Raw genomic sequence first — 21,897 nt, 5'->3', positions numbered from 1 at the left:
TCTACATCCAGAGCAGGGGTTTGTCATTATACTCGAGTTTGTTCATACTGTTTCGTAATGTTATCTTTAAGAGATTTCCACCGCTCAAGTGTTTCGTCCAACTTTTCAACGACATCTTGAACAGTCGGTCCTTCAATATAATTAATAGAAGACTGTGAGTAAATCTCATAGCTCGTACCCCGTAAGACGATATCACCTAAATCGCGATCGTCATCAAAATCAGGGTCAGCAAGATTCACTATAATTTCTGTAGTACTATCCAACGACTCTAAGAATTCAGAAAATAACTGCCGATTTAAACCGTCATAAAAAGGGCCTCCTGCATTATAAAAGTCTACCAGAATATCGTAAAATACCGACCAACCATTGTAAACCTGATCATTCCCGAAGACATGAGGATCTATTTTTTTCAATTGAGTAATGACATCATTCAGTTCCATCATCGTGTTGTACTCATTTTCATTCATTTTTTTGACAATAACACTTGGGGAGTCTTGTTCTTCCTGCACTTTGATAGGTTCAGTATCAATGGGGGGAACCTGTTCCTCCTGCACTTTGAGAGATTCAGCTAATTTAGTTTTTGCCATTTCTTTATATCCGATTGTGATAACAACGATGCCAAGGCCAAATAGTGTAGCCCAATCTCCAGCTCTTTGCACAATCCAAAACCCTGTTAGATTGTTGAGTACAGGGATTGGTAATAACGAGACGAGAGATGCTATAAGAAAAACGAGACCGCTAACAAATGTGTTAGTGGCCCACTTTTCATTGCTTTTCACATCGCTGTAATAATCCGCTAAGGTAAATAATGCTGCAGCTATGGATAGTAATGCAATAAACAATGTTGGAACCTCAATGATCAATCTCATAATAGAAATGACTATATAAAAATAGCCTATCCCTATAGTTATAATTATCGATTTCAATTTATAAATCCGCTCCTGATTAAAGATTTAAAGTTTATTCATGAATTTTGGGCATACTGAAGCTTCCATACATTATCTTGGCTATAAGATTGCAACATCTCTCAAGCTCAATAAAAGACAAACAACTCCAAGGTCAATCTTAACTAGGAAACGTTGAGCCTGGCCCCCACGTTAGGTACCCTTTTTTACTATCTGTAGGACCACACCCGAACCAGGCTTTAATAAGATCCAGTAGAACGAATATTTGGTTGTTTAGCCATTACAATGAGTTCTCAATGATGTCTTCCAGTTGTTTTCTAAGATTTTCAATTTCTATAAGAAGTTCTTCATACCGTTCTTGGCTGCTACAGGATCGGCATTCTTTTTCCAGTTCATCTATTTCCGTATTTAGAACTTCACGCATTAGTATCCTTTCCATCTCTTGATTCGCGGAAGGGGTAAAATATACATCACTACACGGTATACACTTAAGAGCAGAGAGCTCCGGCATCTTAACCTTCTTCTGCTCATTAATTTGGACTTCCGTAGATTGTCTTGTTTCTTGCAAGTCTCCTCCACATTTAGGGCATGTTCCCATTATCATATCTAACTGTCCTTCCTCCATTAATTTAACCCTTGTTCTGATAACAAGTGAGTTAACATCTTTATAAGAATTTATTATTTTGATTTGTAAACGGTAATCTGTTTCAAATTTACAAATTCATTTGTTTTCACCAGGCATTGGGAGCAGTAGGTCTTATTGTTGCTTGACGAGCGAGGTGGTTCAGTGTATTTCGAAAAGCAAGTTGGGCATGAAAATACTCGCGAAGGAACCTTCCCTTTTTTGTTCCAGCGTCCCTTCTTTTTCATGATAGAATGTGAGGTTTTAAAAGACAATTTCTTACCCCCTAAGTTATATGCTATATTACCTTTAATATACAACAACAACTATTAATAGACCATTAATTAAAATTGTACTGGCAAAGATACCACCCAGATACTACGAATAGTATCTGTCCATGGATATATATAGTTTAAGGGAGGAATTTGATGTTAAGCATGTATGGAAGATACATACGTCCAGTAAAAATCAATAATAAACCAGAAAAAATACTGTCAAATGAATCAGTTCAAGACCAGATTATTAAACGAGATCTGTACTCTCTATTAAATGAGAATTCAAGAAGTAAAATGCTCATGAATACTACAGCTAAGGTTTTTGAATGGATTGCTGTAATAACTTTAAGTTTATTAATTTTATCAATCTTCGGTAACCTAATCTTCTCATGGTGGACTGGAAAAGAGACACCCGGTTATTGGAGGCCACTGAAAAACTTACGATTTTAATTTGTTAAGATTCATTTTAAATCAAAAAGGCTATATTTCGTTCACATTGGAACGGAATATAGCCTTTTTCTCTATCCTTTTACTTTGAGTCTTCCATGAGTGTAATGATTCGCTTGAGGTTAACAGTAAATATGGCCATGGCACCTTGCATTTGCATGCCAACAAGACCCGAGGACGATGCAACATCATACCCGTGTCTGTGCTTGAGTTCGCTATTTTTCGCTTCAATTTTATAACGTTCTTTCGATTTTTCTTTGAAACTATCGCTACTTTGAAATGCCTCATGTTCCTTATGTTCGGTCGATTTGATGGTTACAGAATAGGTTTTACTTTTCGCACCTTCTTTATAGCACCCGTCTTTCATTGGGCATACTTTGCATTTTTCAATGTCAAACATGTAGGTATTCTTTTGGTTATTATTCATACCTTTCTTACCTGTGCGCGCTCTTTGAATCGCCATATGTCCAGCTTTACAAACGTACATACATGCATCTTTATTAAACTCAAACTCATCTTCTTTTTTACGAGTTCCTTGTGTGATATTAGGGTTTAATTTTGATATTAATTGTAGTTCGTTGTGATTGGCATATTGAATATTATCTTTTTCAGAATAGGCAGTATCTCCAATGACGGTATCGATCTTCATACCTGTGTCACGACTTTTTTCAATGAGAGTTTGGAGTTGTTTTCCATCACTTTTCTCACCAGTCGTAATTACCGCAGCTGTAATAATTCGTTCTCCATTCATAGCAAAATGTGTTTTGTAACCGAAGAACGAGGAGTCTGCCGTTTTGTGACCTATTCGTGCATCTGGATCATTGCTGAGTTGAAAGTGCTCATGGTGATCAGCTATGATTTCTTTTAAGTAGTTCAGCTTTTCTTTCACCTTTGGGTATTCACGGAGGGATTCTTCTTTTTCTACTGCATCTACAACTTTTTGGCAATAGTCCAGTTCATCAGATAATTCGTTCGTCGTTGTTTTCGGTGGGAATTTATCCTTCATTTTTTCATCGATCTTGTAAACGGATTTTCTCAACAACTTAGACTTTTGCATTAATATTTCTTTGGGTGACAGCTGATTAAATCGCGCTTTCGTATGGGTGGCATCCACAATAATTGCGCTGCTTTTGATAATTTCTTTCTCCAACGCGATCTTCATGGTCTTTTGAATTAGTATGTCGAGGAGGTTCACATCTTTCAAGCGAAGCTTGCGAAACTTCGTTAGTGAACTAGGATTAATGACTTCATCTTCAGGCGCCATATCTAAAAAGTACTTAAAGGACATGTCATATTTAGAACGTTCCACAACATCCGCATCGGATACATCGAAAATGGATTTCAACAATAGGTATTTGAACATTCGAATGGGAGGCACTGCATTGCGACCATTGTCGAGGCAGTATCTATGCTGCAATTCTACCTGAACAAATGAAAAATCTACGAGATCATTGATTTGACGAAGCATATTATCTTTAGGTACGACGATATCGTATATGTCCATAAATGCACTAAGGTTAAGAGATTGTTGGTTTGAAATCATCCGAGACACCACCTGAAATTAATCATTTAATTATACAGGAAAACAAATATCCCTCCTCAAAAAAATGAGGAGGGATATCTGTTTATAGATGTTGGACTTTTTCAGTGGCCTCGGTTATTGGGGTATAATTTTTGTAGTCATGTTCTTAGGCGGATTCGTCGGTCTTATTGGATCAGGTACTGCTTCAAATTTATTTGTGAAAAAGGAGTATAGCGAGCTCTCCTTTCTAGTTAAGTACTGGATCTTAAACTTCAACAAAGAAGTCCTCTTCTCTATCCAGTGTAGTGCTATTCATAAATACTTAAAGAATAATAGCAAAATGGATAAGAATTACATTGATTACCTTATTGCCTACTACACAGAACGAAGCGATAGCCTCCGCAAATTGCGATGGTTGCCAGTAGCCATTTTCACAGCTTTTTTATTCCCATTATGGAACATCTCATTGAATAAACTTTTTGCTGCTTCTAATTTAAGTACTGCAATAGGGATTATTTTAAGTCTTATACTTGCAGCAACTATTATAGTCTGGCTATTTCGAAAAGTTATTGAACCAATAATTTTTTATAAGCCGATTAAATATCTTCAATTGGCGACGATTCTCCGGACAGTAAAAACATTCTAAATTCAACAAACGCAAGATACCCCTGGGGTTTACACCAGGGGTATCGCTATCTCTCAGTAATTAAGTAAGCATAAGTTAATGCATAATAATCTGAATTATTCTAGTTAAACCGGAGTATGTTCAAACTTCGGAAGTTTATTGATGAATTACGTAGAAACACGATTTATTTTTCTGTTTTTTTTTTTAATAATCCTTTGTCTATAGCCTTCTTACTCTCCCATAGTATTTGAGTCAGGAAGTGTATTTCGTTATTAATTATGTCGACAAAGTCTTGTTTACAAAATAGCATATGTTGGGTTACAGTATGATAGTAGCAGCTGTGGTGCCCTCTATGAAGGGAGGGGACAGACATTAGCAAGATTTTTTTAATTATATTTATTGTTACGAATGCAGCAAAATTTCTAACAACAGTGTTGAACCTTGGTACAGCATTAATAAAATCTATTCATACCCTTCGATCATTCTTTTGGCCGAGTAAGTCTTCTTCTCGAAAAAAAAAGAAGCATTAACAGTTGGTCGCTGTTAAATGCTCCTTTTTGACTTACTTAATGCATTACTGCTAGGACTACTTTTAGCGAGGGAATCCTAGCTGTAAATAAGAGTGGCACTACTGCTACTACTTTAATCTGACTTTATGTAACGTTACTAGGGGTAACGTTACTTATAACGTTATGGCAATTATAGCACCACTATATAACATATACAATGTATATGCAACCTTGGGTTAATAATGAATTAATTCTGAACGATCAGTTACATTTCTTGAACGCAATCGCTCTCTATACTAATTTTAATGAGAAGACTGGCTACTTTATAATATAGCCAGTCTTCATTGTAGTTTGGTATAAATGCCTCTAAGTAACCATAGAACTTTTCACTCAATCCACTGATTACATCAATTAGTTTTGGAGTAATAAATCAACAATTCCTGCTAAACCAAAAAGCACCAGCAACATTACAGCGAGTAAGGGTATCCCTATTGCTACAAGACTCTCTAATTCGTTCTTTTCATTCACTCTTATCTTCTTAAGATATAGTCCGATCATACGTTCATAGGCTTTACTTTTAATAAATCGGTAACCCACAAACATAACTATAGCTAGAAGAAGACCATATAACCCCAAAGTGTTCGAGAATTGACTGACTTTTTCTAGATTTCCATTGACGTTTTCCATATACCCTCCATCTTTAAGATATACATTTAAATTCTTTATACATTCAAGGGTAACTTACTTTTTTCAGGGTTCATTACACAGCGAAGAACAGGATATTTTTTGCGTTTCCATGCCTCTACCTTATAGAAAGTAACAATAAAACAAGTAGCTCTATAGAATAGAGCTTGTAGCAAATTTGCCGGTCGGATCTCTATTGCGACATTTAATCTTTTTGCAAGTTCATCAAGTCGGTGCTTGTCGTAATGATTAGTATAGAAGAATACACTAACATTCATCTTCAAAGCAATTCGTCGAATTCTGGCCACTCTAATGGCTATCGTATTCCAATCTGTGAGGGGTCCAATATGCAACTCTAAATTATTAAATAACCGAATGTACCATATTCCGTGTCCGTACCTTTTACTCGAAATAAACACCTCAACCGAAGGATAAATAATTGCTAAGGCAATCATAAGAAAGATAGGGATAGCGGTACCGAGATAATTAGCAAGAGAAGCAAAGTATATCGCAACACTAAACAATATTATTGTAACAACCGCCATAAATTCTAAAAGCTGCATTCTTATTTTATGCATTTAGGTTCTTCTCCTCAATTTTTTTTGAGTTGTAGCTTTCGTAAACTGAATTCACCAAGTCTTTAAGTCGTTCTGATTCTTTTCTTCCTCCCCCTATGTACTGGCACTTCATTATATTGAACACCAAACCCTCATTATAAAATACATGTACATCTTCTTCTTTAGTGTAGTAATTGTATTTGCCCACTACATAATAGAAGAAATCATCACCTTTGCATTTGAAAGCAAGAGCATTTCCATCTGTGGGTTGACTAGCTTTGTAGATATTATGTTTTGACCCCATATCTTTGAAATTATCAATGATAACATGGAAGACAGCAAAAAAGTCTATTGTGGACATTAAGTCTGTTACAATATGCTTGACATCTACTAAATGATTCTCAATCAAGTAAGTTAAATACTTGAAGTGTATACTAGTCGACCACTCGAACGGTCTGCTCATTTCTTCGGCATACTCCATCTGAATTGCCCAGTTATTTGCATGAATCCAGGTGCAATCATTTTCCTCTTTATATTGAATAGCCTTCCGAAAAGTTGCGAATGCCCTTTTATCAAAACGCTCATTATTGCTCATTAAATTCAACTTTTGAAGCTCACTTCGAAAATTATCGACCGTCCCTCTCTTTTGATGTGTTAATCCCATTACATCACTCACGGTAAACATTCTAATCCCCCTTGTTAAATGATTAATATAGTCTAATTCTACTACAATCAGACTATACCAACAATCAAAAAAATACCCCAACATTAAATGATGGGGTGAACGCCGGAAAAAATTATATCTAGATGGACTTATCAGATTATATGACCTAATTCAAGAAATCTACCAGAGAGAAGATCCAGTTAACTCTCATTGATACGATTTATGTAATTTTTATAATGTTGATTTATCACTTCATCTAATCTTTCGGACTGCTTAATAACTAGAGGGTGTGCAAGCCCATATGAGTTTACTAATTTATGTAGACACTCTCTTTCTTGTTCCAAAGTGCTCATGTCTGAACTTTTAATCATAATGATTCACCTCAATATATATCCTAGCGGGTTCTGCTCAAATTTTAGACTTAACCACATGAACAAAAATTCAAAATAAAAAGCCTCCATTACAATGGAGACTTACGTAGGCCACTAAACTTCTACCAACCACCTTCACCGTGTGAAGAGGTTGTTACTATAGTGTTCGGAGAAACGGGAACAGCAGGTTTCGTAACATCCGTATTTGCTGATACCTGGTTTAATGGACTGATTACCAGGATTGCCAGAGCCACAAATGCGGAAACTAGTACTGATTGTCTTTTCATCTGTTTAATTGAACCTCCCTTAAAATTGCTTTGTACCTATGGAGATGCTCTTCTGTTGCTGAATCCCTTATTTCATCAAATAAACAGAAGCATCTTACCATACAAGCATCATTTTTGATCTTAGCAGAGATTGCCAAACTATCTAGTATAAAGAGAATTCCAACCTTTGGGCGTAAACTCTTTGAGAAATACTCCCCTATGTCGGCTAGGAAAATTACAAACCGGTCATTGATAATCTGTGAAGAATACGACCCTACTTTACATTGTGAAACCACCTGAGATTGGATTGTTTCATCAAACCGTTCAAGTATATGATCAATGTTCATGTCATATCTCAGAGCAGCCTTAACTATCTTAAAAAGTGCACGCAATATTTCACTATCGTTAGTTGCCAAAGATTCCACATAATCATCGAGTAAATCAGTTTCCCCCGACATTAACCTATAAAGAGTTTTGTTAGCAGTAGCCCATAATAGAAATTGTTTTTTTGTTTGCTCAGCTGCTACATCACTTTCTATAATCCAAGTATGATTCTCGTACATTGCAACATGTTTCAATGCTTCTTTGTAATCTTGTTTCTCTTCAGCAATAGCCCCAAGAATTAAGTGAGAGTATAAAATATAGCCAAAGAGAGGTTTTAGTGGGGTTACTTCACTTCTGTCTTGTCGCTTACGAGTATGATTTTGCTCATACTGAATTTTTGCAATTCTCCCCATTTCCTCACTAAGACTCATTGCTTTGTCCCAACGTCTAAGTGACAAATACAGATTCGTAAGATCCTTTAGTGCATCTAACTGTTCGGTTTCACTCAGTCTCGTAACAAACGGTTCAAATATCAAGGCACGCTCTAAATTTAGGTCTTGGTCATCATTTAAAGTGGACTTAAAAATTCTGTAATGGCATATAGCCAGTCGCTCTGCATGTTGATATCGCTCCCCCTCGGAGACTTTCTTGTAAATAATCAATGCAACAGATTTATTCCCATCTGCGTTTAACATTTCTGCAAAATCAAAAAGTGAAGAGATATAATATGATTTTTCCAGCATCAGATCAACAACTTGCTCAACACATGCGAGTTTATTCAATTCCGCGCATCGTGCGATGAATGGTTTTAATCTTCTCCAATCCGTTGAGGGATCGTGCATCAGCTCTTCAACATAGAGGTCATAGTAAGCCCCTTCTTCTAATCCCATAGTTGAAGTCAATTTGTCGAGGGTTCTGATCGGCATAGGTTTCGATCCATTAATGATTCTACTCAAGGTACCTGAATTAATTCCGGATTTCTCAGCAAAATGATAAATAAGTATTTTATTCTGATCTATGTAGTGTAGCAATTCTGTTCGGATCGTCTTTATATTATTTGATTCCAAGTGAGATTACACCTCCACAGATAAATAATAAACCATTTTTTATGAGTTTTTCTCTTTATAAGTAATACTATGGATTAATCTACCATAGGTCAATGCCTTTTATGCGAAATTTCTGATACTTTTATATTTAGCAGGACAACGAACTGATTTTAAATCTTTTTAACACGCTGGGTACCCTTAAATAAAGCGTTGGATTATAAAATTTTAGATAAAGCAAACAGACCAGGCTAAGTGAACTGGTCTATTACATACATTGATGATTAGCTGTCCCAGTAAAAGGGATGTTAATCTTCATTTGAAATATTTAAAGTACTGGAATCATTGTTACTGAGCTTGTAGGCCTCTTCAAAGAGTTTGCGTTTACGTCTTGGTAAATCAATTTCAACAGCATTGTGCAACAAGATGATATAGTTCCCAATCGTATTCTCACTAGCAAACACTTTAGACACATAGTTCATGTTAATGATGTTAGACTGATTAGGCATAAAAAAGCTGCTTGAGCATTGACTCATGATATCTTTAAGTGAGCTGGTAGATATGATCTCATCCTCACTGCCTTCAGCATAAATGATAGTCCGATGCTCCCCTTTAAGCTTACTTGCATAAATAAGATTATGCTCGTTCACATAGATGGTTTTGTAACTCGATTTCAGATTTATGATTCTTCCAGGCGATCCATGTGTAATGCTCAGGTCTCTATCCAATGTCATTCTAACCTTTTCTACTGCTTCAGTCATACGAACTAAATTCACAGGTTTATTCAAAAAATCAAGACAATTCAGCTGAAGTCCTGCTAGCATTAACTCTGTACTCAATTCATCAGCCATGATGATCAAATAGGGTTTAACCCCATAATCAATTAGTCTTTCAAATGCAATCAATCCTGGAGTTCCATTAAGATCATTATTTAAAAATACAATATCTGGATTGTAACGGATACAATCGTCAATAAGCCATTCGCCGGACGCGACAGTGCTTAAAATGCTAATCCCTATCCTATTTGCATAAATCACCATTTGTTCCCGATTTTCAATGTTATCTTCAGCAATAATTGCGGTCAATATTTTGTTTGGCACGTGGACTTCCCCCTATTACTGTTTAATTCGCTGTTATTCGACAAATTTTTCTCCATATAAGGTCAACCTTCGTCCAAATATGCCATATCATACTAATGACCCATTCATGCGGTATAATCGTACTAAAAGTAGTACATTTTCACTAGAAAAATGAAAACTTACACACTATCCACGGAGGGCAATATATGAACAGCAGAGAAGTAATGATTTTGGTTGAAGAAGACTATTCTTCTAAGAACGTCAGCGCATACGCTCCAGAGTTTCGGTTGAGCGTTGTTGGAGATACAGAGACAGAAGTCCTTGAAAGTATAAAGGAACTTATCAAATTAGAATTGGACAAGTCAGTGAATGTGAAAAGATTCTCTTCTAAATTTGTTTCAATGCCATTGGAATCCACCCTGCCATTAACAGCAGTATAGATGGTTCTTATAAAAATCAGCTCCCGGCCGCCAATGAACATGGGGAGCTGATTTTTTGCAATAAAAAAGGGCCTCTCTGAAGAGATAAGCCCATTCCACCGGTCTAAATCAATTGATTTTCAACTTCGGTAACCAGGCTGTCATAGTTCCAACAGGAACATTAGACCCTCGGCTTTGCGTCCTTACTTTTCAGTAAGTTTGCTATTTAACGTACTATTCATTGTATAACATCTTTATTTTTTTTGCCAAGTTATCTAAATCCATGAGGGAAATATCGCAAACATCGTATCCCTGTATTTATGAATCTAAATTAGTGGTTATCCACGCTTTGCCATAGATAGTATCTACTTTGTTACGTGAACGATCCGGATATAGTAATTTACCGCAGTATTTGCAGTTCAATTTAGTTAATTCATCTCTTAAAGTAGAGACATACCTGGCGCTGCAGACACACTGAACTTTGTATGAGACTTTAGTTATTGCAACTACGTCCAATTTTGATTCATTTTGTTGAATTGTTTTTGTTTCTTCGACTACTTCTTTATTTGGTTCTAAGGTATTACCAAGATCACTATTCATCTTAATTTTAAATGCAGAAACAAGTTTGGGATTCAAACCTCTGATATATCCACCTTCTGTGGTGATATATTTACGACCATCCTTATAATGTCTGAGCCATTCCTTTTGTTGAGCACTGTTCAGTTCTATGTTTCCGGTAACCCCACTATGAAGTGTATAAATCATCGTTTCGGTACTTTTCTCACTATCAGTACTCCGCGTATTGTTGTCATTGAACATATGTAGGACCGTTCCCCTTCAATTTTCTTTAAGTTACAAACAATATAGATTTAGCTGAATCGAATATAGATCTAAGTAAATAGTTTGATGTGTATTTCACTTTATTAGCTGAAAAGTCCTTAAATAGTCCGATGACATCTGCTGCTAGGAAGAGTGGGCGCAATACGACCATTATTGCAGGATTAGTAAGAAGCATAATACCAAACAGGACAACAGCAGCTGCACCATTAATATTTTTAGTCGTTTGAATTGCAGCCTTAACACCAGCAACCGTTAATTCCTTTTTAACTTTAGCATCAATTTCATTAATAAAAAGCTGTACCTTCTCTGGCATTGCAATTCCCATCTCAACTGCTTTTTCAAGTACGTTGTAACATAAGCTTAGGCAGTGGTTAATGACTCAACAGATCGCGTAGGCATACCTCTGAGATAGTTCATTCGTTCTTCATCTGTTTTTAGAAATAGCAGGGCTCGAACCGGCTTAGGCAATTTAAATTTTGATTTCACACTTTGCAATGCATTTTTCTATTGAAATTTTGGTGCTGGTGAATCAATACAATCAATTAACTCATCTTTACTTACAGTAATAAGGTTCCCATCTCCTAAATCAACTGTGTAGCGATCTTCAGTTTTCACTACCGTATACTCACTCATTAGACTCTTCCTGTTAATAAAATAATATCTATTATTCATAACATTATACTACAATCTATTTAAAGACCGATATTTTGAGCAGCATTCTCGGTAAATAAAGAACCCATCCGAATATATCTTCTAACCATGGCATCTGAAGCATGACGTGTTTGTTCCTTTATCGACCTTTCACTTTTACCCAGCATAGCAGCTGAGGTAGCAAAACCCGAACGTATACTGTGGCCGGCATAAAGTGCTGGGTCCAATCCTACAGCAGCTACATACTTCTTAATTATCAGTGCTACGGCCTTGTCTGAGAGTCTCTTTTCTGAAACATGGCTATGTTTATTAACAGGTCTGAATATTGCTCCATCAGTGATACCTGATTGTTTTATCCATTCATTATAACTACGGACCGGACAAGTCTCTAAACGTGAACCGTATGGAATACCAATAAATTCACCTTTCCCCTCCTGGTCTGTTTTCGATTTTGCGATCCGCATAATCATCCCTTCAGGAGTAATTCGGATGTCCCTCACATCAAAATTCACTAATTCGGACCTTCTGTATGCCCCACTAAAGCCGATTAATAGCAGAGCCCTATCACGATAACCTATCATTCTATTCTCCGGAACATGCTGTAATATCTCTTTTAATGTGTCAACTGTGATTGGATTCTTTCCTACTTCTGCAGAACCATGGATTCTTTTAATTCCGGACCATATCGTTTTAATATGAATAGTATTAGGCGATTCTAGTTTCTTCATTATATGTGCTCGAGATATTGAGGAGATCCTACGTTGAATCGTACTAACTTTATACCCTGAAGCTGCTAAGCTTGTTAAATAGTATCCGTAAGCTTCATCGGTGGTTGGCAAGTAGGGTTGCTCATACTTGATACACCATGATTTAAAATGTGCCCAATCACTTTTGTAAGATATAACTGTATTGTCCGCTTTTGATTTGGACATATAGTGTTTACTCTGCTCTAAAAGTAGCTCCAGGTTTATCTGGGTGTTTTCCATTTCATTAGAATCATATTTTATAAGTACCAACTGCAACCACCTCCAATTTAGGACTGCTTTAACCCGTCTTGCTTTTGACTATATTTGAAATATAGATTCTTCTTGTATTCGTCAACCTCTTCTTCCAAATCCATCAGCAGTGCATCTAAGTTATTCATCTCAAATTCAGCTTTTTGACGAATCTTCATAAACACTCTTCTAATCTCCTTTTCTTTTTTTTCTATATAAAGAAGCTCATCTTCAGACAGTAAATCAATATTTAAATAAGCAGAAACACTAGCTTGAATTTTCTCTATTTTCAACTCATTACTGATTACTGCTCTGTGGTTACCACCACTGCAGACTACGTGATGTGCAGTGTCCGGAAGAAGTACAAGGTGCAACCCTCGGGGTGTTGGATCCTTCCACCCATGCTTATGGACTTTATTTCGAAGACTCGCTAATTGTGATTCCACCGGAATTCGTGATAAAGCGATAATGGACTTTGGATCAATCGTTCTAATTCCTAATTCAATGGACATGTTCGATCCGCTATTCTCATATTCTTCAATTATCGAATCTGATGATTTCCAGTTTCCATACATGTAGTACATCTCAACTCCTTTTTTTGTAATATTGATTACTAAAATGTATTTGCACAAGTAAATTGGGCATAATACATACAAATGTAAACGATCAATATAAAGATTATCATGTTCAACATAGTTAACATACATATTATTATGTAAAGTATTTATAAAGTGTAAGTAAGTTAACTCTCGTAAGTTCCAATACCTTTAAATTATAGGAACTTAGAATTCTTCAATTATATCATAAAAAAGCTGCTCGGGAGTGTATGTAGAACACACCTCTCAAGACAGCTTATTTTACATTATTCAATTAAAAGTGAATTCTTTTCCAAAAGTTTAAATATTGGCAGTTTTTTGAAAAGAACTTGTTCATTATCAGTTAACGTTTCTATCAGCATGAAGGCTTCTTGATGATACTCTAATAAAATATTGATACCTATTAACAGAAGGTAATTTTGATCTTTCATTACCCTAAGCTTCATTCTCAGCAAAGATTGGGTTTCACTTTCATTAAGGTGATCACCAGACCATTTTTTTATTTGATATTTATTAAGCAGCATGACATCGTCATCTTCGAATTCTGTCCCTATTGTTTTGTCGTATATATATAGTGCTAAATTTAAGAGCTCCATATTATTAGAAAGTATAAATGCATCGATACAGCGCAGACAAAACATATTGGTGACAGCGAAGGTTGTTTTATCTATAAACGGATTAAAGAAATCGAACGATCGTTTTATCTCATTTATATTCAAGTTTAACGCAGAAGCCAAATGTTCTTCATTCAACAATATATAAGGACTATGCTTGAATCTGGTGTTTGGATCATCTTTTATTGAACCACTTATAATTGTTATATCTGGACTGAAGGCATTAGTCATTTCTTTGCTGTCAGCTCTTCGTTTTAAGAAGAGTACACAGTGACTCTTCCCAATACGATATACTGCTAAACCTTGTTCAAGATCTATGTTAATGCCTTCATATTCTTTGTGATAAACAATATTAATTAATCCTTGGAAATCTGATATGGTGTAATCCTCATCTTCTAAATTCACTTCAGGATTAATATTTAGTATTTCAAATGTTATTAATAGTTCACTCATTAATTTCTCATAGCTTTCCATGTCCTCAACCAATTCTAAACTTTGTGGAATAACAAAATATTGGTCCTCCATGAAAACAATTCTTTTACCAAGAAAAAGGCCTTTCAAGAAGGGGATCAACTTTAATTGCACTGATAGAGAACGGAAGTTTAGATATTTGTATGTGAACGTACCCTTAGACTTATTCAAAATCAATTGAATCGATTTTTCAAGTGTGAATGTGATTACAGATACTTGCATTGTAATTTCAGTGTACAAGCGACATCGGGTTGAAGAATCTATTACATAGTCAATATCCCCATCGAAACCCATTTCATTAATCTTTGCAAACGCAAGAGGAAAATGAGTTTGATTTTTAATACCATACAAATTAAATTTTTCATCAAATATATTTTCTGTGTTATTTATTGAATTAAACTTAAATTGCTGAAATTCAGTAACTTCAAAGGGCTTGTTAAGAACAAGTTCATATGGTTGATGCTGTTGTTCCTCTAAAAATTTCACACATACTTCATGTAAAGAAGTATCTTCTAAAGCATGAAGTTTAATGACCCTTGAATTTTTCGTACCATGGTTACGAATTAAATGATCTAACTCAAGTAAATTTAGTGATTTATAAAAAAGTTTGTTAGAACCGTCTTCCTTTACTTCACCGACGATAAGCAGCACACCACTTGTTTTATAATAGTTTTTGTAGTCCGCCATCTCAAAACTAAATGTGATCTCACGGTTACTGAATTCGTCAACACCTCTTGATTTCACCTGGACAGGTACCTTCCCTAAGAAAGATTCTTTCTTTTCACTGTCATCAGACATGACATCGATGTGGCCATCAAATGAAATAGCTTTGTCTCCTACTGGAATTTCAGGATTTAAAAACGAACCTGGTTGATTAGCTACAGTATTAATGGCAGTAACAATGATTTTTTCTTTTCTAGAATTCGACAACACTGAAGCCCACCACTTCCAGAAGATTTGATATCTTTAATTATATCATGATTCCTAACATGCAATCCAAGACTACGGGAAACAGAAAAACTCAAAAGGATCACCTCATTGAGATGATCCTTTCAAGCGAGCAGCTTTTATAATACTATTATATCCACTATGTTAAGATATATGCCAATAGAATAGCGATGTATTCTCAATTATTTTATTTGTAAATCTTTCAAGCTATTGTTAGGACCTAAATTAGTATAATGAGATATCAGGAGGGCAAAATGTGCCTTCCTGATCAAAGTTACACCATGCTATCTTTCTTCTATAATTGATTGTATCCATCTATCGCTTTTAAGTTGTATAAACGGATCATAAATTACTTTATAAGGAAGTCCCTCAGCTCCACCTTCGTTTTCTCGCATCCCTCTTACGAAATTCAACATATCATACATTAATTTCATCGTGAACACTGTGAGAGAGCCGGTACGGGTTCTAAGCTCCACCGAGATAAATGATTCAATCAACTCATAGGTATTCGTTACAATCTCTTTTAGATCGAGAAAGTCTCTCCATATCCATAGGGCACTTTTATCTGTTTCCTCATGCGTGTACATTAAAACATAATGGATGGCGTTACCGGTGAATACAGCTTCAATTTTCACATCGATTGTTAAAGTGTCCTTACATAGAAAGCATTTCATCCCCTTTGCTTCTGCATGTTCTAAAATTAAGCCCTTAAACTCATTAATGTATCCATTCAATTTTTGGTTTACCTCAGCGGTGCTGCCTATAAATTTTTTCATGATCCTGTCCACTCCCTGTTAATAAAATAAAAAAAAGCACCACTTCAGACCCTAAAGGGCATGAAGCGGTGCTTCCGCTTATAAAACCATCGCTTAAGATGGATATTCGATTGAAGATATAGTAGCATGATCGAATTCTCCTGTCAAAGATCGTTATAATTTAATAGGTCACTGACAATCGAGTAAGTATTGGTTGTGACACTCGTGACAAGGTGAACTACCCGATATTTCCTTTCCTTGTTTCGTTAATTCTATAGCCTTTTCTCTTGCTTCATCCTCTGTATCAAGTTCCAGGAAGTTAAAATAACAACCACCTAAACTACAAATATTCAAAGGCAGCTGCCACTTACCGCTCTCATCATCCCTAAAAAAATCAAATTTACTATCCACACTGATTTCCTCCTTGATAAGTCAACCCATTTGACGTGACTTTAGTATTTATGAAACTTTCACCTTTATCTTTAAAGTATCGATCGTGACTGTTTCTTGAGAATATGGATGTACGCGATTTTTAGATTCCAATCTGATCAAGTCTTCAGCGTTAGAGCGCGCTTGAGACAGTGTTGATCCTTTAACTCCAAGTCTCAAAGCAGGAATGTATGCTGTCACATCATTTTCTTCTTCCAGCACTTCAAACATAACAAGTAAATCAACACCTGTACTTCCCTTTATTGTTTCAATGACTGCTGTATCCTCTGGCAACCGTTCCTGCCGCCCCTCAAGTTCCAGCTCAATTAGTTCAATCGCATTCGTTCGAGCTTCCTCCAATGTATCTCCATGCACTCCAAGACGTAGCGATGGTACGTACGCTGTTACGTTTTTCTCCGCCTTTTCCTCTTCAAACATAACCAATAGTTCTAAAACATCTTTCATGTGTTGATCCCCCTTAAATTTCATCAAAGTACAGCTACCAAGATGGGCAACTTATTGAAAGAATCGAAGTAAATTGAAATCCTCGCTTCTTTTATAAATATCCCACTATTAAATACTAAGTTAACTCAAGATATGAGTTGCTAAAAATAAACATTCTACATTTTAGGCATAAAAAAATGGAAACACAAAAAGACACCTATTTTGGGTGTCTATAGTCTCCATGGCGAAATAAGCCCTATTTAAATATACTGATACATGGATGTTCCCGATCAGTATGTCTCCAACTCTGTCGAGCAATAACGACAAAATAAATCAAAGTGATTCGTAATAATATATTTGTACCATATACTACTTATTTCGTCAAATAATATAGGCAAATAGATCGAAGGAATAATTACCTATTTGCCCAGTGTTATATGTAGCTTTATACAGCGATTTACTTTAGATAATCTCTCAACCACATTTAAATTCGTTCTACTCATCTCTACTGGTAGCATTAAGCAAAATCTTGTAAAGACTGTGATACCGTTACTGAAGCTTTCCTTGTTCTCAATGTATTAATGCTATTAAACCAGTCCCGATGCTTATTACTTTGAGGAAAGAAATACATCACCTTGAGATTTTTAATTCTCTTGTACGGCAATTTAGCAATCTTTTTAAGAAACTGGTCACGATCCTCATATGCAGCTACCATTTCTTCTTGGCTCATAAACAACAATGGAGATTCATCCATATACAAAAGTACATGCCTTCTTAGGTTCTTCTTAAATTGACGTTTTCTCACAGTAACTCTCCTTTAAAGTTCCATATTCTTTTGATCATACTTTTGGCTCAAACACAGTTGTACCATCTAAATATTCTGTTAAATTAAAAACACAGCCATGACTTCGCATGTGATAATCACACGATCGCCCTTGTTAATCTGATTTGAATTTCAAATTTCTCATACGCACTATCGTGATCGTTCCGAGAGAAAAAAATCCATCATAGATTGTAGCCAATTAGACTCTTGCCACTACCACTGATTACTAGTTGCTTAACGCTCCACTGCACGGGTAAGAGCTACTTACGATTCATCATCGTCTGGGTCTGGAAGTGAGAAAGCAACCAAACAGCTATTAACTCCTTCCACAGTCATAACTTCTATATCAGTCACTTGAACTTCATTTCCATACTCATCTACCGATTCAAGTTTGTAGTCATCTGGAACATTTTCAATTAGCTTTCTCAGATCGCCTACTGTTTTTCCATTACTCATTTTTAATAATCCTCCCTAATTTAATTACGTCCAGGTGATCGACTCCACAGCTACCTATCTTGGCTCAAGCAATATCGTGCCATCCGTGTATTCAATGATGTAAAATTCACAACCGTTTACCTCGCAAGTTGCTATCCCTCGGGTATCGTCTTCAGGATCGTTTACTTCAGAACCAGTACTTGTTGTCTCGCCGCAGCAGGGACATTTAACATCCTTAATACCAGTTGCCAATTCCTGAATTTTGATTTCAAGAGTTAGTTTGAATTCGTCGCTCATTCAAATACATCCTTTCGTCTAGTTAAGTCCAGCTGATCGACTCCACAGTAACTCATTCTTTTCACGCAGCCATTTGCTAAATGCTTTCCACGGTCGAATGCACCTTTCCTAATTCTATTATAACCCTTCTTGTCGCACTTTGTTTAGAGGGGGCGACAAGCATCTAAAATCCTCCTCCCTGAACGGAATCCCCTCATGCTTTACTTTAAGTTACTTAAACTATATGCTTTAGGTAACTTAAAGTAAAGGGATGAATTTACAGCATATGGAATGCATGAATTGTGGTAGTACAAGTGACACAACCGATTTTTTGTACAATGGTGAGCGGGTGATTCTGTGTGTCGATTGCCGGTATGATCAAGCTACGGGTAAATTGACCCTCCCTCTCAAAACGATGGGACGGCCATCTCTGGGAATCACGAAAAAGGTTTCGCTTACGATGCCTGAAAAGTTGTGGGAACACCTGGATGTCCAAGCCAAGAATAGCCGCTCCGAATACCTCCGCTCGTTGGTGGATTGGGACAGGTCAACCGCTGGCCAATGGGGTAACGAAGCCTGCTTAGGTTACGTGATGCTTGCGGCGGAGCGAATAGGCTATTCTCCGCAGCAGCTGGATCTGCTTATTCAGGCGATTCAGCATGAATTTGATGTAACCACAGTTCATGAAGCACGGAAAGCGTATGAACGTAACTAGTCTCATTCATTTGCTTTTATAATACGAATAATTTTCTGGAGGTAATGAAAATGAGTGAAGTTCAAATTTTGAGAAATGTATTCCACGATTGTTTGGCAGATATAAAGAGATCTAAGCCGAACGAAGAAGAAATCACAGCGTGGGTCGAAAGGATCCCTAATGACATTGAAGGCTTAGCTCTCCAATGGGGATGGAATGACACAGAGGTTAGAGAAAAAATATATATGTGGATAGACAGAATACATTTGGAATAGATCTTGAAAGATTAAAAGAGTAAGACGTAAGACATATACCTTTGCCTGCAAGTGTCCGATCCGGATCTCCTCCTCATCGGAACAGCTGTATCTGCTTGTTCAGCCAATCTACCATGAGTTTGATGTTACCTCAGTTGCTGAAGCGCGCAAAGAATACACGTCTTCCTAAACTTAATCGGAGGTGCCTTATGGATAAAACAGATCAGCTGCCAGATCATAATCCAAGAAAACGTTACCAGGTCACTTTGTCCTATATACAGAATGCTAATGCTCTGCAAGATAAGAACCAAGATCTGGAACTGGAGATCAACCTGTTAAAGCAAATGCACGACGCTGCTAGTAGTACACATCAGATTTGGGTTAGAGTGCTCCTACTCATTGATGCCCTAGCCCTCAGTGACGCACAAAAGCAGAAATCTGTAGATGTGCTTGACCGCCAAATTAGGGATAGAGCACTCATGTTAATCGGTGCTCATCTTCAGAGTGACGTACAAAATGCAGCATGCCCTAGAAGTTATTGATGGTGACCTGAATGCGCTGAAGGAATTGAACAAGTTTAGTGATCTCAAAGAGTAGAACGGAATATACGAATGGCCACTTCAAATGAAGTGGCCTTATTTGCGTTGTCTGGTCACAAATGAATTCTATTCTCGATATTAGATTTTTGTTAACAGCGAATATGGCCATTCTTGCTTGGAATGCGGACTTTATGACGTTATGCACTTCTAAGAAGAGATGACATTTCCCATATTTTTCAACATTCCTTCCTTTAGACGAAGGCTGTAGAGAAATTTACGGTGTTCATTTTCTACTTCAGGATAGGAAAGCTCAAAAAGAAAAATACATACAAGCGTGATTTTCATTTCTCATACTGACTTGTCACTAGAGATCTGTAAGTGAGTTCTTAAACAAACTATTAAATTTCGGTTTGGTCGATCACGCCTGCTGTTCTAAGTACTAAAAATTTCATTTTTGAGAAAGGAGTGATACATATGGACTGGTGCGATTTTCTAAAGGAGTTGCTGAACCAATTTGGAGATCATTGTTTAGAAGCGGTGGCACAAGAGTTGTTTAGATATGTTGTATCCAAACTGTCAGAAAAGTCTGACAGAAAGCATAAAGCCAACTCTAAACCTAAGAACCGCAAGAAGCGAAAGTAAAGTTGTAAATTGAGACTATTAATTACTCAAGATCTAAGTTTAACTCACTGATTTTAATGAAAAAAGCCTGCGCTATTCTGTAATCAGAAGCGCAGGCTTAATTATATTTGTTAAATAAATGTGCTATAATATTTAGAATATATTTATATTTAGAATATATTTATTATGGAGGTGTTAGATGTGGACAAGCAAGTAAGTGTAACGATTCCATGGCAAGCGCGTCAGGATTTAACTATGTTTCCTGGTTACAGAGTTGAGTATGTTAAAGAAGAGAACCAATATACGACATATTACAAAATTCAAAGATCGATCAAACCGGTGTTCTCTCTCGGAAAAAAACACCAGGATTATCTCATATCTACTCAAGGTCAAATAACTGTACCGAGATACATACTCGAGGACCTAAACATTCGGTCGAAGGAAGAATTGGCAGTTGAGTTTATGGGTGAAGGTTTGATATTAGTGAAGTCCTGTTGGCAGAAGTTCCATGATTTATTGTTGGAGATTCGACCACATTTCTATGAAGATTTAGATAATGATACACTAACTATTGTTAGACGAAACGATCCAGATCCAGGTGCAGAACGGTTTGTGTGGGTTGATACAGGGACTTTTAAACTTTTCCGTTATCTCCATGGGAAATTAAGACGTTTATATGCTCAAGAAAATTTATGGTTTAAAATCCCTGGTGTTGGCGATATAGAATTGTCCCTAATGTTGAGGGAGAATGAGTTAGTTTTGACCAAACTCGGGTATAAATATCTTCCCGATCCGCTCTTATCGAGACTATGGAATGAGCGTGTTCCGTTTGAGATTAATAAGAATGAAATTCGTTATACAGAGAATAAAGTCTTGAAGGTACAACCTATTCATGAAAAATCATTCCAGGAATTGCTAGATATCTTCAGAAGAAATGCTTCCAAATTCAAGTACCATGAAAAGCACGAAGAGTCTAAAGTTGAAATGCTAGAACTGCATTCCGGAGATTGGGTTAATTACCATAGCAGTAATCAAATGATTGAGTATTGGCCAACCTTGCTAGATTCACAGGATAAGTAATAATAACTGATGGCCTGTGTGTTAACTACTGTATCTCTGCTTGCATATACCATGTGGGTAATCGTGTTTCCATTGGCTGGCTTGTATCGCAAACACTCTATGGTGCCACGCAGCAGCTTA

General features: G+C 36.5%; 27 protein-coding genes and 1 riboswitch. Of the genes, 5 read left to right on the top strand and 22 right to left on the bottom strand.

The window, feature by feature from the left end; translation table 11 throughout:
• Positions 1 to 26: 26 nt before the first annotated feature.
• The 10 genes from Q0V21_RS30485 to Q0V21_RS30440 form a co-directional block, all read right to left on the bottom strand.
• Positions 27 to 926 (bottom strand): hypothetical protein, encoded by a 900-nt coding sequence (locus tag Q0V21_RS30485; RefSeq protein WP_301882178.1) that lies wholly within the window; start codon positions 924 to 926, stop codon positions 27 to 29.
• Positions 927 to 1,185: 259 nt separating this feature from the next.
• The gene (locus tag Q0V21_RS30480) at positions 1,186 to 1,530 is read right to left on the bottom strand and encodes a hypothetical protein (RefSeq protein WP_301882177.1); all 345 of its coding nucleotides are present in this window, start codon (positions 1,528 to 1,530) and stop codon (positions 1,186 to 1,188) included.
• A gap of 801 nt (positions 1,531 to 2,331) precedes the next feature.
• Positions 2,332 to 3,792: an IS1182 family transposase gene (locus Q0V21_RS30475; protein WP_301882175.1), complete on the bottom strand. Its 1,461-nt coding sequence runs from the start codon at positions 3,790 to 3,792 to the stop codon at positions 2,332 to 2,334.
• A gap of 1,524 nt (positions 3,793 to 5,316) precedes the next feature.
• A complete protein-coding gene (locus Q0V21_RS30470; protein ID WP_301882174.1) occupies positions 5,317 to 5,592 on the bottom strand; it encodes a hypothetical protein in 276 nt (91 codons plus the stop codon).
• Positions 5,593 to 5,627: 35 nt separating this feature from the next.
• Positions 5,628 to 6,167, bottom strand: a complete 540-nt coding sequence (locus tag Q0V21_RS30465) for a hypothetical protein (RefSeq protein ID WP_301882172.1) — start codon at positions 6,165 to 6,167, stop codon at positions 5,628 to 5,630.
• The gene (locus Q0V21_RS30460; protein WP_301882171.1) at positions 6,160 to 6,831 is read right to left on the bottom strand and encodes a hypothetical protein; all 672 of its coding nucleotides are present in this window, start codon (positions 6,829 to 6,831) and stop codon (positions 6,160 to 6,162) included. Before Q0V21_RS30460 ends, Q0V21_RS30465 begins: the two co-directional genes overlap by 8 nt.
• A 179-nt stretch (positions 6,832 to 7,010) precedes the next feature.
• Entirely contained in the window at positions 7,011 to 7,163 is a 153-nt protein-coding gene (locus Q0V21_RS30455) for an aspartyl-phosphate phosphatase Spo0E family protein (RefSeq protein WP_301882361.1), read from the bottom strand.
• A 140-nt stretch (positions 7,164 to 7,303) separates the two neighbouring features.
• The gene (locus Q0V21_RS30450) at positions 7,304 to 7,468 is read right to left on the bottom strand and encodes a hypothetical protein (protein WP_301882170.1); all 165 of its coding nucleotides are present in this window, start codon (positions 7,466 to 7,468) and stop codon (positions 7,304 to 7,306) included.
• Positions 7,465 to 8,838 carry an XRE family transcriptional regulator gene (locus Q0V21_RS30445; RefSeq protein ID WP_301882169.1) on the bottom strand — a complete coding sequence of 458 codons (1,374 nt, stop codon included), beginning with the start codon at positions 8,836 to 8,838 and terminating at the stop codon, positions 7,465 to 7,467. Before Q0V21_RS30445 ends, Q0V21_RS30450 begins: the two co-directional genes overlap by 4 nt.
• Before the next feature lie 284 nt (positions 8,839 to 9,122).
• Positions 9,123 to 9,914, bottom strand: a complete 792-nt coding sequence (locus tag Q0V21_RS30440; RefSeq protein ID WP_301882168.1) for a LytR/AlgR family response regulator transcription factor — start codon at positions 9,912 to 9,914, stop codon at positions 9,123 to 9,125.
• A gap of 185 nt (positions 9,915 to 10,099) precedes the next feature.
• On the opposite strand from Q0V21_RS30440, the gene Q0V21_RS30435 reads away from it, so the two are divergent.
• Positions 10,100 to 10,333, top strand: coding sequence for a hypothetical protein (locus Q0V21_RS30435; RefSeq protein ID WP_301882167.1), 234 nt, complete (start codon positions 10,100 to 10,102; stop codon positions 10,331 to 10,333).
• A gap of 124 nt (positions 10,334 to 10,457) precedes the next feature.
• Positions 10,458 to 10,546: riboswitch (cyclic di-GMP riboswitch) on the bottom strand.
• A gap of 84 nt (positions 10,547 to 10,630) precedes the next feature.
• Here the strand turns inward: Q0V21_RS30435 and Q0V21_RS30430 are convergent.
• The 12 genes from Q0V21_RS30430 to Q0V21_RS30375 all read right to left on the bottom strand — a co-directional run bounded on the left by Q0V21_RS30430 (position 10,631) and on the right by Q0V21_RS30375 (position 18,610).
• On the bottom strand, positions 10,631 to 11,131 hold the full coding sequence (locus tag Q0V21_RS30430) for a hypothetical protein (protein WP_301882166.1): 501 nt from the start codon (positions 11,129 to 11,131) through the stop codon (positions 10,631 to 10,633).
• A gap of 28 nt (positions 11,132 to 11,159) precedes the next feature.
• Complete coding sequence (locus tag Q0V21_RS30425) at positions 11,160 to 11,465, bottom strand: hypothetical protein (protein WP_190272929.1); 306 nt, start codon at positions 11,463 to 11,465, stop codon at positions 11,160 to 11,162.
• A 191-nt stretch (positions 11,466 to 11,656) separates the two neighbouring features.
• Positions 11,657 to 11,785 carry a hypothetical protein gene (locus Q0V21_RS30420; RefSeq protein WP_301882165.1) on the bottom strand — a complete coding sequence of 43 codons (129 nt, stop codon included), beginning with the start codon at positions 11,783 to 11,785 and terminating at the stop codon, positions 11,657 to 11,659.
• A gap of 59 nt (positions 11,786 to 11,844) precedes the next feature.
• The gene (locus Q0V21_RS30415; RefSeq protein WP_301882164.1) at positions 11,845 to 12,819 is read right to left on the bottom strand and encodes a site-specific integrase; all 975 of its coding nucleotides are present in this window, start codon (positions 12,817 to 12,819) and stop codon (positions 11,845 to 11,847) included.
• Between the two features lie 17 nt (positions 12,820 to 12,836).
• The gene (locus tag Q0V21_RS30410; protein ID WP_301882163.1) at positions 12,837 to 13,373 is read right to left on the bottom strand and encodes a hypothetical protein; all 537 of its coding nucleotides are present in this window, start codon (positions 13,371 to 13,373) and stop codon (positions 12,837 to 12,839) included.
• Between the two features lie 287 nt (positions 13,374 to 13,660).
• The gene (locus Q0V21_RS30405) at positions 13,661 to 15,409 is read right to left on the bottom strand and encodes a hypothetical protein (protein WP_301882161.1); all 1,749 of its coding nucleotides are present in this window, start codon (positions 15,407 to 15,409) and stop codon (positions 13,661 to 13,663) included.
• A 302-nt stretch (positions 15,410 to 15,711) separates the two neighbouring features.
• On the bottom strand, positions 15,712 to 16,203 hold the full coding sequence (locus Q0V21_RS30400) for a hypothetical protein (RefSeq protein WP_301882160.1): 492 nt from the start codon (positions 16,201 to 16,203) through the stop codon (positions 15,712 to 15,714).
• 168 nt (positions 16,204 to 16,371) lie between these two features.
• Entirely contained in the window at positions 16,372 to 16,593 is a 222-nt protein-coding gene (locus tag Q0V21_RS30395) for a hypothetical protein (RefSeq protein WP_301882158.1), read from the bottom strand.
• A 48-nt stretch (positions 16,594 to 16,641) separates the two neighbouring features.
• Positions 16,642 to 17,076 (bottom strand): type II toxin-antitoxin system HicB family antitoxin, encoded by a 435-nt coding sequence (locus Q0V21_RS30390; RefSeq protein WP_301882156.1) that lies wholly within the window; start codon positions 17,074 to 17,076, stop codon positions 16,642 to 16,644.
• Between the two features lie 496 nt (positions 17,077 to 17,572).
• Entirely contained in the window at positions 17,573 to 17,860 is a 288-nt protein-coding gene (locus Q0V21_RS30385) for a hypothetical protein (protein ID WP_301882154.1), read from the bottom strand.
• A gap of 282 nt (positions 17,861 to 18,142) precedes the next feature.
• Positions 18,143 to 18,334, bottom strand: coding sequence for a hypothetical protein (locus tag Q0V21_RS30380; RefSeq protein WP_301882152.1), 192 nt, complete (start codon positions 18,332 to 18,334; stop codon positions 18,143 to 18,145).
• A 54-nt stretch (positions 18,335 to 18,388) separates the two neighbouring features.
• Entirely contained in the window at positions 18,389 to 18,610 is a 222-nt protein-coding gene (locus Q0V21_RS30375; RefSeq protein WP_301882150.1) for a hypothetical protein, read from the bottom strand.
• A gap of 265 nt (positions 18,611 to 18,875) precedes the next feature.
• Between Q0V21_RS30375 and Q0V21_RS30370 the strand changes: the two genes are divergently transcribed.
• From Q0V21_RS30370 to Q0V21_RS30355, 4 genes are all read left to right on the top strand, one after another.
• Positions 18,876 to 19,304, top strand: a complete 429-nt coding sequence (locus Q0V21_RS30370) for a hypothetical protein (protein ID WP_301882149.1) — start codon at positions 18,876 to 18,878, stop codon at positions 19,302 to 19,304.
• Between the two features lie 50 nt (positions 19,305 to 19,354).
• Positions 19,355 to 19,558, top strand: a complete 204-nt coding sequence (locus Q0V21_RS30365; RefSeq protein ID WP_301882148.1) for a hypothetical protein — start codon at positions 19,355 to 19,357, stop codon at positions 19,556 to 19,558.
• A gap of 188 nt (positions 19,559 to 19,746) precedes the next feature.
• Positions 19,747 to 20,079 carry a hypothetical protein gene (locus Q0V21_RS30360; protein ID WP_301882147.1) on the top strand — a complete coding sequence of 111 codons (333 nt, stop codon included), beginning with the start codon at positions 19,747 to 19,749 and terminating at the stop codon, positions 20,077 to 20,079.
• A gap of 819 nt (positions 20,080 to 20,898) precedes the next feature.
• A complete protein-coding gene (locus Q0V21_RS30355) occupies positions 20,899 to 21,777 on the top strand; it encodes an AbrB/MazE/SpoVT family DNA-binding domain-containing protein (protein WP_301882146.1) in 879 nt (292 codons plus the stop codon).
• Positions 21,778 to 21,897 lie beyond the last annotated feature (120 nt).

The sequence above is a fragment of the Paenibacillus sp. 11B genome (assembly GCF_030487755.1).
Classification (GTDB): domain Bacteria; phylum Bacillota; class Bacilli; order Paenibacillales; family Paenibacillaceae; genus Paenibacillus; species Paenibacillus vandeheii.
This window is presented reverse-complemented; position numbering and strand designations above follow the sequence as displayed.